General features: G+C 63.9%; 19 protein-coding genes. 10 read left to right on the forward strand and 9 right to left on the reverse strand.

What is annotated here, in order from left to right; genetic code table 11:
• Window positions 1-52: 52 nt before the first annotated feature.
• On the reverse strand, window positions 53-1,042 hold the full coding sequence (locus tag ACNEOT_RS01070; protein ID WP_415971424.1) for an NAD-dependent epimerase/dehydratase family protein: 990 nt from the start codon (window positions 1,040-1,042) through the stop codon (window positions 53-55).
• A gap of 260 nt (window positions 1,043-1,302) precedes the next feature.
• The gene (locus ACNEOT_RS01075; RefSeq protein ID WP_415971425.1) at window positions 1,303-2,136 is read right to left on the reverse strand and encodes a DUF72 domain-containing protein; all 834 of its coding nucleotides are present in this window, start codon (window positions 2,134-2,136) and stop codon (window positions 1,303-1,305) included.
• Window positions 2,137-2,169: 33 nt separating this feature from the next.
• Here ACNEOT_RS01075 and ACNEOT_RS01080 point away from each other — a divergent pair, with 33 nt between their 5' ends.
• Genes ACNEOT_RS01080 through ACNEOT_RS01090 form a run of 3 tightly spaced genes read left to right on the forward strand, consistent with a single transcriptional unit; the run spans window position 2,170 to window position 5,259 of the window.
• Complete coding sequence (locus ACNEOT_RS01080) at window positions 2,170-2,556, forward strand: hypothetical protein (protein ID WP_415971427.1); 387 nt, start codon at window positions 2,170-2,172, stop codon at window positions 2,554-2,556.
• A gap of 10 nt (window positions 2,557-2,566) precedes the next feature.
• Window positions 2,567-4,111 (forward strand): metallophosphoesterase, encoded by a 1,545-nt coding sequence (locus ACNEOT_RS01085; protein ID WP_415971428.1) that lies wholly within the window; start codon window positions 2,567-2,569, stop codon window positions 4,109-4,111.
• Window positions 4,112-4,149: 38 nt separating this feature from the next.
• Window positions 4,150-5,259, forward strand: a complete 1,110-nt coding sequence (locus tag ACNEOT_RS01090; protein ID WP_415971430.1) for a S1C family serine protease — start codon at window positions 4,150-4,152, stop codon at window positions 5,257-5,259.
• Between the two features lie 105 nt (window positions 5,260-5,364).
• Here the strand turns inward: ACNEOT_RS01090 and ACNEOT_RS01095 are convergent, their stop codons facing one another.
• On the reverse strand, window positions 5,365-5,778 hold the full coding sequence (locus ACNEOT_RS01095) for a VOC family protein (protein WP_415971432.1): 414 nt from the start codon (window positions 5,776-5,778) through the stop codon (window positions 5,365-5,367).
• A 59-nt stretch (window positions 5,779-5,837) separates the two neighbouring features.
• Here ACNEOT_RS01095 and ACNEOT_RS01100 point away from each other — a divergent pair, with 59 nt between their 5' ends.
• On the forward strand, window positions 5,838-6,815 hold the full coding sequence (locus ACNEOT_RS01100; RefSeq protein ID WP_415971434.1) for an LLM class F420-dependent oxidoreductase: 978 nt from the start codon (window positions 5,838-5,840) through the stop codon (window positions 6,813-6,815).
• A 64-nt stretch (window positions 6,816-6,879) separates the two neighbouring features.
• On the opposite strand, the gene ACNEOT_RS01105 is transcribed toward ACNEOT_RS01100, so the two are convergent.
• From ACNEOT_RS01105 to ACNEOT_RS01120, 4 genes are read right to left on the reverse strand one after another with little or no spacing between them, the layout of a single operon-like run.
• Window positions 6,880-7,269: a universal stress protein gene (locus tag ACNEOT_RS01105; protein WP_415971435.1), complete on the reverse strand. Its 390-nt coding sequence runs from the start codon at window positions 7,267-7,269 to the stop codon at window positions 6,880-6,882.
• Window positions 7,266-8,792 carry a tripartite tricarboxylate transporter permease gene (locus ACNEOT_RS01110; protein ID WP_415971437.1) on the reverse strand — a complete coding sequence of 509 codons (1,527 nt, stop codon included), beginning with the start codon at window positions 8,790-8,792 and terminating at the stop codon, window positions 7,266-7,268. Before ACNEOT_RS01110 ends, ACNEOT_RS01105 begins: the two co-directional genes overlap by 4 nt.
• Window positions 8,792-9,331, reverse strand: a complete 540-nt coding sequence (locus tag ACNEOT_RS01115) for a tripartite tricarboxylate transporter TctB family protein (RefSeq protein WP_415971438.1) — start codon at window positions 9,329-9,331, stop codon at window positions 8,792-8,794. The genes ACNEOT_RS01110 and ACNEOT_RS01115 overlap by 1 nt, the downstream gene beginning before the upstream one ends.
• Window positions 9,328-10,308 carry a Bug family tripartite tricarboxylate transporter substrate binding protein gene (locus tag ACNEOT_RS01120; RefSeq protein ID WP_415971439.1) on the reverse strand — a complete coding sequence of 327 codons (981 nt, stop codon included), beginning with the start codon at window positions 10,306-10,308 and terminating at the stop codon, window positions 9,328-9,330. The genes ACNEOT_RS01115 and ACNEOT_RS01120 overlap by 4 nt, the downstream gene beginning before the upstream one ends.
• A 104-nt stretch (window positions 10,309-10,412) precedes the next feature.
• Here ACNEOT_RS01120 and ACNEOT_RS01125 point away from each other — a divergent pair, with 104 nt between their 5' ends.
• The 5 genes from ACNEOT_RS01125 to ACNEOT_RS01145 all read left to right on the forward strand — a co-directional run bounded on the left by ACNEOT_RS01125 (window position 10,413) and on the right by ACNEOT_RS01145 (window position 14,842).
• Window positions 10,413-12,041, forward strand: a complete 1,629-nt coding sequence (locus ACNEOT_RS01125) for an ATP-binding protein (RefSeq protein WP_415971441.1) — start codon at window positions 10,413-10,415, stop codon at window positions 12,039-12,041.
• A 5-nt stretch (window positions 12,042-12,046) separates the two neighbouring features.
• Window positions 12,047-12,712: a response regulator gene (locus ACNEOT_RS01130; protein ID WP_415973614.1), complete on the forward strand. Its 666-nt coding sequence runs from the start codon at window positions 12,047-12,049 to the stop codon at window positions 12,710-12,712.
• Window positions 12,713-12,790: 78 nt separating this feature from the next.
• Window positions 12,791-13,399 (forward strand): AIM24 family protein, encoded by a 609-nt coding sequence (locus ACNEOT_RS01135; RefSeq protein WP_027495163.1) that lies wholly within the window; start codon window positions 12,791-12,793, stop codon window positions 13,397-13,399.
• Window position 13,400: 1 nt separating this feature from the next.
• On the forward strand, window positions 13,401-14,078 hold the full coding sequence (locus ACNEOT_RS01140; RefSeq protein WP_415971443.1) for an AIM24 family protein: 678 nt from the start codon (window positions 13,401-13,403) through the stop codon (window positions 14,076-14,078).
• Between the two features lie 11 nt (window positions 14,079-14,089).
• On the forward strand, window positions 14,090-14,842 hold the full coding sequence (locus ACNEOT_RS01145; RefSeq protein ID WP_415971445.1) for an AIM24 family protein: 753 nt from the start codon (window positions 14,090-14,092) through the stop codon (window positions 14,840-14,842).
• Here the strand turns inward: ACNEOT_RS01145 and ACNEOT_RS01150 are convergent.
• Window positions 14,786-15,571, reverse strand: a complete 786-nt coding sequence (locus ACNEOT_RS01150) for an alpha/beta fold hydrolase (RefSeq protein ID WP_415971447.1) — start codon at window positions 15,569-15,571, stop codon at window positions 14,786-14,788. The two genes, ACNEOT_RS01145 and ACNEOT_RS01150, sit on opposite strands and share 57 nt — an antisense overlap.
• 29 nt (window positions 15,572-15,600) lie before the next feature.
• On the opposite strand from ACNEOT_RS01150, the gene ACNEOT_RS01155 reads away from it, so the two are divergent.
• Window positions 15,601-15,927 (forward strand): hypothetical protein, encoded by a 327-nt coding sequence (locus ACNEOT_RS01155; protein WP_037194906.1) that lies wholly within the window; start codon window positions 15,601-15,603, stop codon window positions 15,925-15,927.
• A 62-nt stretch (window positions 15,928-15,989) separates the two neighbouring features.
• Here the strand turns inward: ACNEOT_RS01155 and ACNEOT_RS01160 are convergent, their stop codons facing one another.
• On the reverse strand, window positions 15,990-16,838 hold the full coding sequence (locus ACNEOT_RS01160; protein ID WP_415971448.1) for an alpha/beta fold hydrolase: 849 nt from the start codon (window positions 16,836-16,838) through the stop codon (window positions 15,990-15,992).
• Between the last annotated feature and the right edge of the window lie 7 nt (window positions 16,839-16,845).

Genomic DNA, 16,845 nt, shown 5'->3' on the forward strand with positions numbered 1-16,845 from the left:
ATTCGTTGGCAATTCCGAACGCGCCCGACGATTCCGCGCGCGTTTGCCGAGTTCACCGCCCCTCCGCGCGCCCAAGTTCGGCCAGAATTGCGGCCTCACGCTCAGCCGGGAGTCCGACGGGCGGGCGATCGCCCCTGATCGGCGTGGGTCCGTTCAGCGATTGCAGCCACGTCCACGTATCCGCGACGGTCTCCTGGATCGGCCTGACCCGCAGGCCCGCAGCGAACGCCTTCGAGACATCCGACGCATGCAACGAGTCGTGATCTGCACCGGGCGGAATCCAGATCGGAAGCTCGGTCCACGGTTGCACCCCAGCAGCGAGGAGAACATCGGGTTCGACCCAGCGCAGACGAGCATCGGACCGAGCGGCGGCGATGCAGCACTGCAGTAGTTCGCCGATCGTGGTGTGTCCGGGTCGACTCACCGCGTCGTACGGACCGCCGAGCCCCCGAGCGGCTGCATCCAGACTCCAGCCGACGAGATCGCGGGCGTCGACGTACTGCAACTGCAGATCCGCTGGACCGGGAGCCAACACCTCCCCGGCACGCTCGATTCTGTTGAGCCACCAGGGCAGTCGGCCGATGTTTTCGTACGGGCCGAGGATCAGCCCCGCGCGGACCACCAGCGCTCGATCACCGAAAACCGCGACTGCCGCTCGTTCACCGGCCACCTTCTGCCGCGCATAGTCCTCGCCGGGCCCCTGGACTGTCGGCCAGGTCTCGGTCGCTCCCGCTTCGGGTGTGTCGTATACCGATCGGCTCGAAACGTAGATGTAGCTCCCGGTTCGATCGGCGAGCATCGCCGCCGACTGCGCGACGACCGTCGGATCCGATGACCACGTATCGAACACCATGTCCCAGTGTCCATTACGGAGCGCGTCGAGCCCGTCTACGGCTCGTCGGTCCCCACGGAGTGCGGTAACCCGCGGATTCGGAAGCGCGTGTCCGCGGTTCAGAACCGTGACATCCCATTCCAGATCGAGGGCATGTTCGACGGCAGCTCGACCCACGAAGTCGCTGCCGCCGAGGACGAGTAGCTTCATGCATCCAGTGTGCCGGTGAGCCGGTTCGTGCTGTCGTGGATCGACGCGTTCGCCTCTCTGCTCACAGCAGACGGATCGGTACCCCGGAAGTGGCGGTGGCGGCACCGGTCTTTCCGCAAACGCGCGCGCGTTTGCCAGACGCGCGCGGAGTAGACACCGATCCGATGGCAATACCGAACGCGCCCGACGATTCCGCGCGCGTCTGTGCTGCCATAGCAATCCCTAGCCCTATCTTCGCCAAACGCTAGAGAGTCGAATACTCACCTACCGATACGCTCGATCAGTTTCATCGCATCGAACGGTGCGTATCCCTTGATGTCGTTGTCGAAGTACACGTAGACGTCGCGGCCCGTTGCAGTCCAGTCCGAGATCTTCGCGGCCCATCCATCGAGGGCTGCATCCGTGTAGCCGCTGGCGTACAGCTCTTCGTCACCGTGCAGGCGGGCGTACATGAAATCGGCTGTCGGCGTGTCGATATACGGATACTTGCCGGCGGTGTCGGCAACTACGAAGGCAATACCGTTGTCCCGCAACAGCTTCACTGCCTCATCCGTTGCAAAACTCTGGTGTCGAGCCTCGACACAGTGCCGCAGCGGGCGCGAGGACGGAGGCGGCAACAGCACGCGATCCTCAGCCAGCTTGTCGTCGCGAGAATCGGCCAGAGAGACTGCGGCAGAGACGGTTCGCGGCAGCATGGCGAAGAAGTCCGACATCTTCTGCGCATCGAATTCCAGGTTCGGCGGCAATTGCCACAGGAACGGGCCGAGCTTGTCGCCCAGCGTCAACACCCCGGTGGCGAAGAAGTTGGCGAGTGCGGCCTCGACGCCGACGAGCCGCTTGATATGAGTGACGTAGCGACCGCCCTTGATGGAGAACACGAAGTCCTCCGGCGTCTCGTCGCGCCACTTGGTGAAGCTCGACGGCTTCTGCATCGCGTAGAACGTGCCGTTGATCTCGATCGACGTCAGATGTTCCGACGCGTATCCGAGTTCCTTGCGATGAGCCAAGCCCGTCGGATAGAAATCCCCCCGCCACGGCGCGTACGTCCAACCGGAGATGCCGATCAGGACTCGGGGTCGACGCGACGCGGGCATGAGCAGACTGTAGACGGGCGGTACCGTCGCTTCGTGCGCTCCGCCCCACGGCACGTCGACGTGCTGACGTATCTGTTCGCGGTCGTATTCGCATACGGCACGGCGGTTCATCTGGTGCAGCTCGCCGGCGGCGGAGGAGATCCATATCCGGGTGCGCCCACAGCGATCGCGTGGTTCTTCGTAACGCTGGTCGTCCTCGACCCGCTTGCGGCAGTTCTCATCGCCCGACGTAGACGAATCGGACTGATGCTCGGCGCAACGACACTGCTCCTCGATTCCACAGCGAACGCCGTTGTGAATTACCCGCCGTATGATCCGACCGGCGGTGTGACAGCGGGTCGCGTCGGCCAAGCCGTGGTCACTGCCCTCGCAGTGCTGCTCGTTCTCGCAGCTCCGCGGCTGTGGCGCTGGTATCGGTAGCCTCGATGGCATGCAGCGTCCATCGACTTTCGGTTCCCTGGCGCTGACCTGTGTTCTTCTCGCATTCGCCGGGGCCGACGCGGCAGCCGAAGGCGGTGATTCACCGACGCCGCGTCTTGCCGCTGCGGTACCGGGTGTCGGGTTGACGACGGTGCCCGCAGCGATCACCACGTCGATGGTCGCGGGGGTCAGCGACCGATCGGTTCCGACGACGCGCGAGTTCGGGGTCGAGTCGTCGTCGACGGAAATGCGGACCTCCGAGTGGGACGTGTACCCGTACCTTCGTTACACCGTGAACCTGACGCCGGGCACAGACACAACGAATATCAGGTGGGCCGGCCGGTCGGTGAACAACAACGATCTCGCCTTGCATGTGTGGGACGAATCGACCGACAGTTGGGGTTCTGCCCTCGCAGCCGCGAAACCTGAAACACCCGGCAGCACAATCGAACTGAATGCCGAAATCTCGAACCGAAGCGGCACGGTCGACGTACTCGTCATCGACGGCCCCCGAGTCGACCGTTCGTTCGCCCAGACCAACGCGACCCCCGACAGGGCGTTCGCGGACCCGAGCACCTACGACTTCTCGCTCCAGCACATCACGGACACCCAGTACATCTCGCGCGACGACCCCGGCGTGTATTCGGACATGACCCAGTGGACCGCCGACAACGCGGACGAGTTGAAGATCGACTACAGCATGCACACCGGCGATCTGATTCAGAGTTGGATCAGCCCTGGTCGACCGGATACTCAGGCCCGCAAGGAATTCGAGGCGGCCAGCGAATCCATGAGCATCCTGGAGGACGCCGGCATCGCCCACGGTGTGCTGCCCGGTAATCACGACAACATCTGGAACACAGCCGGCAAATTGGTTCCGGGGGAGCACGAGAAAAATCACGCACTCTACAACGAGTACTTCGGCCCGCAACGCTATCGCGATCAGCCGTACTGGGGCGGTTCCTTTACGGACCAAGACAATTCGGCTCACTACGACCTGGTCGACATCGCAGGCGCGAAGTTCCTCATGCTCTACATCGGCTACAACCCGCCCGAGAAAGTCATGCAGTGGGCCGAGCGGGTGCTCGACGAGCATCCCGATCGCAACGTCGTGATCGGCACGCATTACTACATGGAGGACGACGGCGAGAAGAAGCTGATGGGGTTCGGCGACATCGGATCGAGTTCGGGACAACAGATCTGGAATCGTCTCGTCGTACCGCACGAGTCGGTCTTCCTCGTGTTGTCCGGGCACGTGGACGGTCAGGCGGCCGTGGTCGACGAGAACGTCGGCGACACCGACCGCACCGTCGTCCAACTACTGGCCGACTACCAGTACTTCGAGGTCGACGGAGAACGCAGCACCGGATTCCAACGACTGCTCCAATTCGACGTCGACGGCGGAACGATGGCCGTCACGACACACTCGCCCACACTCGACGCGTACGACGTCGAAAGCTACGATCTCAAGAATCGCTACGGGCCCGAGGACGGGGAATTCGTCACCGATTTCACGTTACGCGCCGACGTTCCGCGAGCCGTCATCGCCGACTAGCTGGCACCGCCCGCTTCACCGGGCCATAATCGGTACCCATGCAGTCGGGCGGCCGAGCGGTGGTACTGACGCTGGTCGCTGCCGGTGTGTGGTTCTTCGCGACACCGCCACTCGATCCCGGCACCGCCGACTTCACCGCCGCGCCTGCGCCCGCCCCAACCGTCGCACCCATCGTCGAACCGCCCCCACTGACGCTCGACGAACTCTCGGCGCGCGTCGACCCCACCGTGGTCACGATATCGGCATCAGCGGGCTACTCCGGGGTCGCGGGGACCGGCTTCGTCGTCGCCCCCGACGGAATCGTGCTCACCAACTTCCACGTCGTGGAGAACGCCACCGAGATCAGTGCGGTCCACATGGGCAACGGACTGATCTACGACGCCACCGTGCTCGGTTACGACAAATCCCGCGACGTAGCTGTCGTGCAGTTGATCACCGCGGCGAACCTGCCAGTGGTCGAGCTTGCCCCGGAGCCACTTCCCGAGGTGGGTGATGCGGTGACTGCTGTCGGGAATGCCTCGGGCGCAGGGGTATTGGTTCCGGCACCAGGTGCTGTGACCGCCCTCGATCAGGAGGTTCGTACCAGCAGTTCGGTGGATTTCTCACGCAACACTCTGGAGCGGATGATTCGCGTCGATGCCGATGTGCGAGCGGGGGATTCGGGCGGCCCACTGTTCGATGCGTGGGGCCGGGTGATCGGTGTGAACACCGCCGGGTTGTCCGAAGAGGCGCGCAACGGCACCGAGACGTCGCCGCCTCAGGCTCCTGAGGCGTATGCCGTTCCCATCTCCGAGGCGGTCGCTGTGCTCGATCAGGTTGTCGCCGGTCAGTCGAGCGGCACTGTCCATGTGGGCCCCACGCCGTATTTCGGAGTGTCGGTGCGCGATGTGTCGGCTTTCGAGAACAGGCCCGCGGTCGGAGCGGCCGTCGTAACGGTCACCGCCGATTCCCCGGCCGAGGCGGTGGGCTTGTCTGTGGGAGACGTGATCGTGAAGTTCGACGGCAAGTCGATCGGCTCCTCGTCGGAGCTGTCCGAAGCCCTCATCGGTCGTCTACCCGGCGATTCCGCCGTCGTCGAATGGGTCGACGAGGCCGGTGTAACCAGTTCGGGCACAATCACTCTCGCCGAAGGGACACCGACCGCATGAAGGTCGCTCCGCAGGCTCCACTCCCGACCGCATGAAGGTCGTTCCGCAGGCTCCACTCCCGACCGCATGAAGGTCGTTCCGCAGGCTCCACTCCCGACGGCGTAATCAGTCCTGCAACACCGACAACACATTGCCCGCCGGGTCGGTGAACCAGGCGATCAGCGGTCCGCCGTGTCGAAAGATCCCCTTCTCGTCGGTGCCCATGGCAGGAGTGGAGCCTGCGGAACGACCCTGTATGTCCGGATACTGCTCGAACACAATCCCTTTGGCAATCAAGGAGTCGACAGCGCTCTCGATGTCGGCCACCGGGAAATTCAGGATGGTGTGCTGCGCGGGCACGTGGTCGGGGCGCGGATAGATCAGCACGACGGTCTCGGTGCCGAGGTGCAGTTCGAGCATGCCCATCTCGTTGTCGGTCACCTCGAGACCGAGTGTCTCGGTGTAGAAGGTGCGGGCCGCGGACAGGTCGTCCACGGCGAATCCCGAGAACGGCTGCCTGGTGGATGCCAAGGGTGTCATCGTCGAATTATCGCGCTCTCGCACGTGCCACGGGCCGAAATCCGAGTAGCGTGAATGCCGTGACTATTCGCCTCGGTTACCAGATGCCCAACTTCAGCTACGACGGTTCGGTCGCAGAACTCTTCCCCCAGGTCATCGCGCAGGCGCGCGAGGCCGAAGCGGCCGGATTCGACACCGCATTCGTGATGGACCACTTCTACCAACTTCCCGGAATCGGCAAGCCCGACGAGCCGATGCTCGAGGCCTACTCCACGCTCTCCGCACTCGCGACGGCCACCGACACCATCCAGCTCTCCGCGCTGGTCACCGGCAACACCTACCGCAACCCGGCGATCCTCGCCAAGACCGTCACCACGTTGGACGTCGTCAGCGGCGGGCGCGCGATTCTCGGTATCGGTGCCGGCTGGTTCGAGCTCGAGCACCAGAGCTTCGGACTGGAATTCGGCACCTTCACCGATCGCTTCGAGCGTCTGGACGAGGCCCTGCAGATCATCGAACCGATGCTCCGCGGACAGCGCCCGACGTTCGACGGCCTCTGGTACCAGGTCGACAATGCGATGAACGAGCCGCGCATCCGCGACGATCTACCGATCATGCTCGGCGGCGGAGGCGAGAAGAAGACGTTCGGTCTGGCAGCGCAGTTCGCCGATCACCTCAACATCATCTGCGACGCAAAGGAATTGCCGCGCAAAGTGGCAGCAGTTCAGGCTCGGTGTGAGGAGGTCGACCGCGATCCGAAGGACCTCGAGACCAGCTTCCTCGCCTTCGTCATCATCGACGAGGACGGCGACAAGGCGAAGGAGTTGCAGCGCGAGTTCGTGCTCAAGCAGGGCCTCGATCTGACGAACCTCTCCGAGGAGGACGCCGCAAAGGCCACCGATCGCCACTTCTGCGGCACTCCCGACGACGTTGCCGAGCAGGTGCAGAAGCGCGTCCTCGATCAGGGCATCGACGGGATCATCATCAACCTGATCACCAACGGACACCAGCCGGGAGCCGTCGAACTGGCAGGCAAGGCTCTGAAGCCTCTCGTCTGAAAAAGCTGTCGCCTGCTCCGCACGAGTGGCGGAGCAGGCGATATCAGCACGACCGGGGCGGATGCTACCGAGGCGGTTTGACCGCAAGCACCGGCTTGGGGCACGAGAGGAGCAGCTGCTGGGCGGAGCTGCCCATCAGCAACTTACCGACCGCCGATCGGTGCCTGATTCCGATGACGAGTACGTCGGAATCGTCGGCATCCATCACGGTGAGCAGTGCGTCGACGGTGTCCGAGACCACGCCTTGATCGAGCACGTACTCGAGGCCGGAGGCATCGAGGGTGGCATTCAACTCGGCGACGGTGTCGGAATCGGCGAAGCGAGGATCGGCCAGGGAGTCGCCGGTGGAGGTATTGACCACCTTGAGACCCGTGTTCCGAAACTGGGCCTCGGCAATCCCGTGCTCGAGTGCAGCCTTACCGAATTTGTCAGGGGTATATCCGACGACAATCATGCGTCTTCCTTCGTCTTCTCGAGGGTGGGAGCAGTAAGAGCGGTGCGCGGTCGGACGAGCTTTGCCACGAAGGGCGCGACCAACAGCAGAACGATGACGGCGTAGACCACGATGGCAATGGGCTCGGACAGGATGCTGCTCCATTCGCCCCCACCGAGCTGCAGAGTTTGGCGCAGCTGACGCTCGACGCGCGGGCCGAGGATGACTCCGATGATGAGCGGCAGCACGGGGAGTCCGAACCGTCGCATCATCAAACCGAGCAATCCGAAGATCAGCAGCAGAACCAGATCCAGCCACTGCAGATTGACTGCGTAGGCACCGAGCACCGCGAAGAAGAGAATTCCGGCGTACAGGTAGGGCCGGGGGGTGCGAAGTAGCTTGGCCCACAACGGCGCAAGCGGGAGGTTGAGCACGAGCAGCAGGAAGTTTCCGATGAACAAGCTCGCGATCAACGTCCAGATCAGCAGCGGTTCCTTGTCGAACAGCGTCGGCCCGGGCTGAATGCCGTAGGACACGAAGGCGGTGAGCATCACGGCCGCAGTGGCATTGGTGGGTAGACCGAGGGAGAGCATCGGCACGAGAGTGCCTGCGGCAGAGGCGTTGTTGGCTGCCTCTGGTCCTGCTACACCCTCGATGGCACCCTTGCCGAACTCTTCCGGATGCTTGGAGAGCTTCTTCTCGGTGATGTAGGACAGGAAGGTCGGTAGCTCGGCTCCGCCTGCAGGCAACGCACCGAACGGGAATCCGTATGCGGTGCCGCGCAACCACGGCTTCCACGACCGCTTCCAGTCGCTCTTGCCCATCCAGGGGCGACCGACAGGAATGACCTCGGCCGGCTTACGTCGCAGGTGTGCAGCGACCCACAGTGCTTCGCCGAGCGCGAAGACCGCGACGGCGATCACCACGATGTCGATTCCGTCGGAGAGCTGCGCGACACCGAACGTCGCCCGGGGCTGTCCGGTCAGGAAGTCGATACCCACCAGACCGATGGCCAGTCCCAGCAGTAGGGAAATACATCCTCGTAGCTTCGAGCTACCGAGTACAGCGGTCACGGCCACCAGAGCGAGCAACATGATCGCCAGGTACGAAGGCGCTCCGAGCGACACGGCGAATCGAGAGACGATGGGGGCGAACAACACCAGGAGCATGGTTCCGATCGACCCGGCGATGAACGATCCGATGGCGGCCGTAGCGAGCGCCTGGGCGGCTCGTCCGGCCTTGGCCATCTTGTTGCCTTCGATCGCGGTGATCACCGACGACGATTCACCGGGAGTATTGAGCAGAATCGACGTCGTCGAGCCGCCGTACATGCCGCCGTAGTAGATGCCGGCGAACATGATGAATGCCGCACTGGGGCTCACGTTGTAGGTGATCGGAAGAAGCAGCGCGACCGTCATCGCCGGGCCGATTCCGGGCAGCACGCCGACTGCGGTGCCCAGCAACACTCCGATACATGCGTACAGAAGATTCATCGGAGTGACGGCTTCGGCGAAGCCCTGCATGAGCCAGTTCAGATTGTCCATCAGAGTATTCCGTCCAGAATGCCTGCAGGCAACGGTATTCCGAGCCCGACGTAGAACGCATAGAAGCTCAGGAGCGAGAGAACGAGCCCGATAGCCAGGTTACGAATCCAGTGCCGATTGCCGAGAATCGTTGCGGCACCGCCGAAGAGCACTGCTCCGATGATGACCCAACCCAGGGTGTCCACCGCCGCGATCGTCACCACGAACAGACCGACGAGCAGTCCGACGGTCTTCCAGTCTGCGGGGGTCGATGTGTCGATGTCTTCACCGCCGTCCTGTTCACCTCGACTCCCTCGCAGGGTGGCCACGGCGAGCAGAAGGGAACAGACGAGCATCGCGATTCCGACGACGATCGGAATCAGCTTCGGTCCGACGGGGTCGACTTTGGCGAATTCGGCTGTGAGAGAGAGTGCGTCGACGATCAAGAAGATGCCGACCACAAGCAGTACCGCGCAGACCAGGAGCTGCGCACGGTCCGGGCCGACCGGTTCCGTTCCGGCCTCGCCGTTACCGTCACTGCGGTCCACGGTGGCGGTCATACGAGTCCCAGTTCTGTGAGTGTGGACTCGACTCGGGCATCCTGATCGCGCAGGAACTGCTCGAAGTCAGGTCCCGTCTCGAATGCGTCGATCCATCCGTTCGTCACGAGCGCTTCCTTCCATTCGTCGGTGCCGTGCAGCTCGGTCAGTGCCGCAACCATCTGTGCACGAACGTCTTCGGGTGTGCCGGGCGGTGCGAGAACACCACGCCAGTTGGTGAACTGCAGATCGATGCCGGCTTCGGTGAGGGTCGGTGCATCGATGTCGGGCAGTCGCTCGGCTCCCGATACGGCCAGTACCCGCACCTGTCCGGCCTCGATCTGGTCGACGTACTCACCCAACCCCGACGTGCCAACGGAAATCTTGTTGCCCAGCAGAGCCGTCAACAGATCTCCGCCGCCGTCGTAGGACACGTAGTTCACGGCCTTCGGATCCACGCCAACCGTGCGAGCGGTTTCCATCGGGAACAGGTGGTCGGGCCCGCCCGGAGAGGATCCTCCGCCGATCGTCACCGAAGACGGATCTGCTTTCCATGCCGCGACGAAGTCGCCGACGGTCTGGAACGGCGAATCCGCGGGCACGAGAAGCCCCTCCTGCTCTTCGACGATCTTGGCGAGCGGGGTGGCGTCGGAGACTCGATCGGTCGAGCCGTTGGTGTACATCGCGCCGACGACACCGAGTCCCATCATCATCATCAGGTCGTCGTTGCCCGCCTCGTTCATCAATCGAGCCATGGCGACGGTTCCGCCTGCTCCGATGACGTTGAAGACCTCGACGCGGCCGGTGATGTCGGTTTCTTCCATGATCTTCACTGCGCTTCGTGCGGTGAGGTCGTAACCTCCACCGGGACTGTTGGGCACCATCATTCGAATGCGGTGCAGTCCTTCGCCGTCGTCACCTCTGGTGACGCCACACGATGCGAGCGCCAGCACGAGCAGTGGGATCAGCGCCAACACCACTGTCAGCCTTCTGGGCATCGGTCCTCGTTTCGGTTCGGTCTCTGTGAGACTGTGATCGGTAGCAAGTATCAGCCCGTCAGTGATGCAAGTCACTTTTGAGAAACCAATGGAAGTTAAGTTCTTTGTGGTCACGACAGAGTCGACGAGCAGTCAGCCGACGGCACACCCTCACCCTCGCCGGGCAGTACCTGCTGCTTCAGCTCGCCGTCCTCACCCTCGTACTCGGTGCCGTCGCAGCAATTTCCATCGAGCAATCCACCGACGAGTTTCGCGACCTACGCGGAGCACGGATGCTTGCCGTGGCCGAGAATCTCGCGTCAACACCGATAGTGCGTGATCAGCTCGATGCTGCTTTGGTCGACCGAGTGCTCGCGCCCGAGGTGGATCGAGCAGTGGCCCTCTCCGGTGCGTCACTGGCGGAGATCGTGTCCATCGACGGTGTCGTGATCGTGTCCACCGATCCCACCCGCGTCGGTAGCGACGCGGAGCTGGGGGACAGTGACGTTCTCGACGGCCGTGGATGGTCCGGTGACGTCGAGTCGGCAGGTGCTCGATCCATTGCCGGCCACGTCCCCGTGCTCGCTCCCGACGGCTCGGTCCTGGCCATCGTCACCGTCGCGGAGTTGTATCCGTCGACGTGGATGTTGTTGTCCGAGTCCGGAACCAGGCTGATCCTGTACCTCGCGATCGGTGCCGGTCTCGGTGCCACGGGGTCATGGTTGCTCTCGCGTCGAATTCGACGACACACGCTCGGCCTGGAGACGGCCGAGATAGCGAGTCTTGCCGATCACCGAGAAGCGTTGTTGCACAGCATTCGCGAGGGCGTGATCGCGGTGGGGAACGACGGCAGGATCACCGTCGTCAACGACAGCGCCTGCACCCTCCTCGGTCTCGATCCCACCGTCGTCGGCAAGCCGGTGGGCGACGTCGGCATCGACGACGGGGTGCTCGAGGTCCTGCTGTCCGACGGGGAGGTGGCGGACTTCATCGTCACCACCGCGCACCGGGTTCTCGCACTCAACCGCCGCACTGCCACCAGTCGCGGCCAGCACATCGGCACGGTCACCACGATGCGTGACAGCACCGAGCTCGCGTCGATGCAGAGTCAGCTGACCTCGCACCGCAGTGTCACCGACACATTGCGCGCCCAGACGCACGAGTTCGCCAATCAACTGCACACCATCTCCGGACTGGCCCAGCTGGGCAGCTACGACGAGGTGACGGCACTCGTCGGAACCCTCACTCGCAAGCGTGCAGCGATCAGCGAATCGATCACCACCTACATCCACGATCCGGCGGTCGCGGCGCTGCTGATCGCGAAGACATCGTTGGCCGCAGAGGTCGGCGCGCGATTGACGGTCGACCCCTCGTCCAACCTGCGCCCACTCGATCCGGTGATGTCGACGGACGTCATCACCGTGGTGGGCAATCTGGTGGACAACGCACTCGACGCATCGCGGGATTCCGGAGAGCGCGCCATCACGGTCACGGTGAACGACACCGACGACCTGGTCGTCGAGGTGACCGACTCGGGCCCCGGAGTGCCGGAGGACATGCGGCAGTCGGTGTTCTCCCGGGGCGTGACCTCGAAACCGGACCTGCCCGGCGGACGCGGCATCGGCCTCGCTCTCGTCAGATTGGTGAGTACTCAACACGGGGGAACGGCCGTGGTGGACGACGCCCCCGCCGGTGGCGCTAGATTTCGGGTACGAATCCCGTTGCCGGGGCACGCGAGCACAGGAGACCGATGATGGCGTTGACGGGCGTTCTCGTGGTCGACGACGACTTCATGGTCGCCGACATTCATCGTCGTTTCGTCGATCGAACGGACGGTTTCCGTGCGGTGGGCGTGGCTCACACAGCGGCCGCTGCCCTCACGGCCGCTGCCGAACTTAGGCCGGATCTGATCCTGCTCGACGTTCATCTCCCCGACGGCTCGGGCCTGGACGTACTGCGCGCTCTACGTGCGGACAACAATGCCGTCGACGTCATCATGATCACGGCTGCGCGTGAACTGGACACGGTCAGCACGGCATTGAGCGGTGGTGCTGCGGACTACCTGATCAAACCGTTCGAGTACACGAATCTGCGCGAGAAGCTCGAGGCCTACCTCGCTCGCCGGAAGGCGCTGTCCTCGGATCGGCTGGACCAGGGTGTCGTCGACGCCCTGTTCGGTCGCGGGACCGCCGCTGCCGAACGCGTGCAGTTACCCAAGGGAATGTCCGCCGAGACGGGAAAGTCGGTACTGAACGTCATCACGCCGGGTACCGAACTCTCCGCGAGCGAGTGTGCCGACCTCGTCGGGATTTCGCGCGTCAGCGCGCGCCGCTACCTCGAGCACTACCTGACACACGAGGTTCTCGACATCAGGTTGCAATACGGCCGGGCCGGGCGGCCGGAACGGTTGTACCGGCGTCGTTGACCAGCGTGCCCGAATATCGAGCTACCAGTAGCCACGGGGCGCGTGCAGTGGCATAGTTCCCCCGTGGCTCAGCTGAGGATGAACGGGCACCGCGTCTTGGTCGCAGACCTGACCGGCGACTCCCTGCGCGCGATGTCGGGTTCGATGGTGGCGTACGAGGGCGATGTCGCCTTCAAGAGCGCCGGAATGGGCGGCGGCGGTGGATTTCGTGCCGCGCTCAAACAGAAGGTGACCGGCGAATCGCTGTCGCTGATGGACGTGTCGGGCAAGGGCACCGTCTACTTCGCCGTCGACGCCCAGGACATCACTCTGGTGGAGGTGCAGGGAGACAACCTGCACGTCGAATCGTCTCAATTACTTGCTCTCACAGGGCAATTGAAGACAGATGTGAAATTCTCCGGCCTCCGCGGCGCAACGTCGGGACAAGGTTTGTTCACCACCGTCGTCAGCGGATCCGGCACCGTGGCACTGCTGTCGAAGGGTGGGCCGATCATCGCCCTTGCTGTCGACCCGCAGTACCCCCTCGTCGTCGATCCCGACGCCTTCGTCGCCCATCGCGGCCAACTGAATCAGAGCTTCGTCACCGACGTCACGTGGCGTTCCGCCATCGGCGGCGGTAGCGGCGAGGCGTTCTCCCTCCGCTTCGACGGCCAGGGCGTCGTCTACATCCAACCCGAGGAGCGCTGACGTGCCGCTCGAACTCGTCAACAGCAAAGTCGTGAAATCCGTTCTGGCACCGAATCAGAACGTGCTCGCACGTCGTGGATCGATGCTCTACTACACCGGCGACGTCCGGTTCGTACCGCATTCGATGGGCGGCGCGGCCGGTGCCATGCCCGGCATGGGCGGCGTCGCCGGGATGGCCGGCCGGATGATGGCAGGCGAGCACGTGGCGATGATGGCCGCCGAGGGTCAGGGCGAGGTCTTCTACGGCCACGCCGGGCTCTACGTCGAGGTGATCCATCTCGACGGTTCCTCGATGCTCACCGTCGAAGCCGACCGTCTGCTGGTGCACGACGGATACCTGCAGAGTTCGATCGTGGCCCTGACCTCACAGGGCGGCGTTCGCGGAGCGGTGCGCGGTGCGATGACCGGGCAGGGGCTCTTCACGACGCAACTCACCGGACAGGGCAGCGTTGCGGTTCTTTCGCACGGCGGCGCGACTCCCCTGCAGGTCGGACCCAACAACCCCATGGTCGTGGTGGATCCGCAGGCGTACGTCTGCCACATCGGCAACATCAACGTCGACATCTCCGCGAACGTCGGGTGGCGCGACGCCGTCGGCAAGGGCAGCGGTGAAGCAATTCAACTCAAGATGACGGGTATGGGCACCGTGTGGGTCCAGGCCTCCGAGCAGAAGTTCTGAGGAGCAACCTGATGGGTCTCGAAATCCACACCCCGTACACCTTGCCTGCCAACGACAATGTCCCCGGCAACGACTACGCATACTGCGTCGAGCTCGCCGGTCAACCGTGGTTCACGTCGAAGGGCGCGATGATCGCGTACTACGGCAACGTTCGTTTCGAGCCGCTCGGGCAGACGTCGATGCCCGCCATCGTCGCGGCACGGTTCTCGTCTCCGCTGTACTCGAACGACTGGGTGCTGGCGCAGGGTCAGGGCAAGTTGATCCTCGGCGATCGCGGATTCAACATCAACAGCTACGACCTCGACGACGGCAACCTCACGATCCGCGCCGCGAATCTCCTTGCGTTCGAGCCGACTCTGGATCTCAAGCAGTCGATCGTGCCCGGCTTCTTGACTCTGCTCGGTACCGGTAAGTTTCTCGCGTCGTCCAACGGCACCGTGATGTTCGCCGAGCCGCCTTTGCGCATCGACCCGGAAGCGCTTGTGGGATGGGCAGATTGCCCGTCACCGTCGCATCACTTCGACGCCGACTGGATGCAGAGCTTCCTCGGCGCGGCCCGCGGATTCCTCGGAGCCAACAGCGGCGAGGAGCGTCAGTTCGACTTCACCGGCGCGGGCACAGTGCTGATCCAGTCGAGCGAGAAGGTTCTCAACGACACGCATCTGTTGCGATACGTCGAGTCACAGACGGTCTCATTGGGCCAGAACTCACTGCGCGCGCTGCACAACACCATCGGTGCCCGACTGCAGCAGGGCAACGCGTAGCAACTCGACGACGCCGCAGTGGTTGTCGGCCATCATGACGTGGCCGGCGTCATCGATGCGTGCGACGGCCACCCCGGACGCAGTCAGTTCAGCTTCCTGACTCGGCGCACCGGTGCGCTCGCCGAACGCGAACGTCCTCGGAATGGGCAGCGACTCGAGCATGGACTGCACTGTCGGCTCCGGACCCAGACACAGCCCGACGGCAGTGCGGTGGAGAGCGATCGGATCGGCAACACGCAGGGTGGACGCCCACTTCGGATCGGCGTCGGCGATCACCGCGGCGATTCCGCTCTCGACGAATGCACTCTCGGACTGTCGGGCGATCTCGACGCTGGCAGTGCCGTCCCACGGCAGCAGATTGGGTTCGAGCACGACCAACCGGCCCACCAGATCCGGTCGTCGGTAGGCGAGCACGATCGCAATCGACCCACCCAGGCTGTGCCCCACGAGGTCCACCGCCGAGAGGTTCCGCCGATCGAGCACATCTGCAATCGCGGCAGCGTGGTCGTCGAGCGAGTAGCCCAGGCTGTGCGGACGGTCGCTGAATCCGTGGCCGAGCAGATCCAGCAGTAGCCGCTCACGACCCTCGAACGCTGGATCGGTGGCGACGGCCCCGAACGCCGGGACGCCGGCCGAACCGATCCCGTGCAGGAACACCATGACCGGCCCTGAGCCACCCGGCAATCCGAACGTTCGGACGATCGGCGGCTGTTCGGAGAAAACGCGCATACTGGAGTATCACCTCAGGAGGTACGGCCATGGCCAACCAAGGACCCTTCGGATTCGGATCCGACGATTTCGACAAGTTCGCGCGAGAGGCGACCGAAGGACTGCGCGAGGTGGTCGGCTCACTGTTCGCCTCCAACGCCGGGGCACCCAAAGCTCCACCGGAGCCCGAGACCACCGGCCAGAAGGGCGACGGAGTCTGGGCGATCTACAGCGTCGACGACGCCGGATCACCGCAGATCGATCAGCTCTACGCCACCGAACTCGATGCCCTTCGTGCGCACAAGGACAACACCGACCCGCGTCGACGCGTCCGATTTTTGCCGTACGGCGTGAGCGTCAGCGTCCTCGAAGACTGAATCGGGTGCAGTGAACCGCGCTCAGCGCGGTCACCTGCACCCGATTCGACAGCAATGTGCGGTCAGGCGAGCACCTCTCGTAGCTTGGCCGCGAATTCGACAGGTTCGCCGCCGGAGAAGCTCGCGTGATCGCCCGGGAACACCACCGCATCGGTCTCCAGTAACGCGGCGACGGCGTAGGCGGCTCGCCCGGCCATTTCGCCGTCCGAGGGTCCCCCCGAATTCTCGCCGACGGCGATGACGATCCTCGTTGCTGCGGATCGGAGTGCTTCCATATTGGGTAGGAAGTCCACTCCGCCGCCGCGCATGTTCGCCATCAGTGGGTTCGAACGGTCACCGTCGTCCTCGGTCGGCAGCCCGAAGGCAGAGGGATCCGGCGCAGGTCGATCGAGGTAGGAGGCGTCGAGTTCACCCCGGTGCATCACCAACGCGATGAACTGGGCCATCGCCGGTCCGAAACCCGAGTCGTCGTAGGTCTTCACGATGTTCGCACACACCGCGCGCAGGGTGACGCGATCCGGGAGCGTCCCTCCTGCGGGCGGCTCGTGCGCTATCAGGGTGCGAACGTCGTGCGGATGGCGCGCAACCAGCTCGAGTGCATTGACGGCACCGCCGCTGGATGCGAAGACATCCACCGGCCCGCAGTCGAGGGCAACGAACACTGCATGGAGATCCTCCGCGTGCTCTTCGGCGCTCACCGGGGCAGCGGCATCGTCCCGCACACTGCGTCCGGTGTTGCGGGGGTCGTACGTCACCACGGTGCGGTCGGCGAACTGCTCGGCCAAGGCCGCGAATCCTCCGGCATCCATCGGCGATCCGATCATCACCAGCGGGACCGAGCCCGAAGACTGCTCACCGTGGACGTCGTAGGTGATGGTTGCGCCCGGGACTTTCGTGGTGAAGGTGCTCATACAGGAT

Source organism: Rhodococcus sp. 077-4, from assembly GCF_047782425.1.
Lineage (GTDB): Bacteria > Actinomycetota > Actinomycetes > Mycobacteriales > Mycobacteriaceae > Rhodococcoides.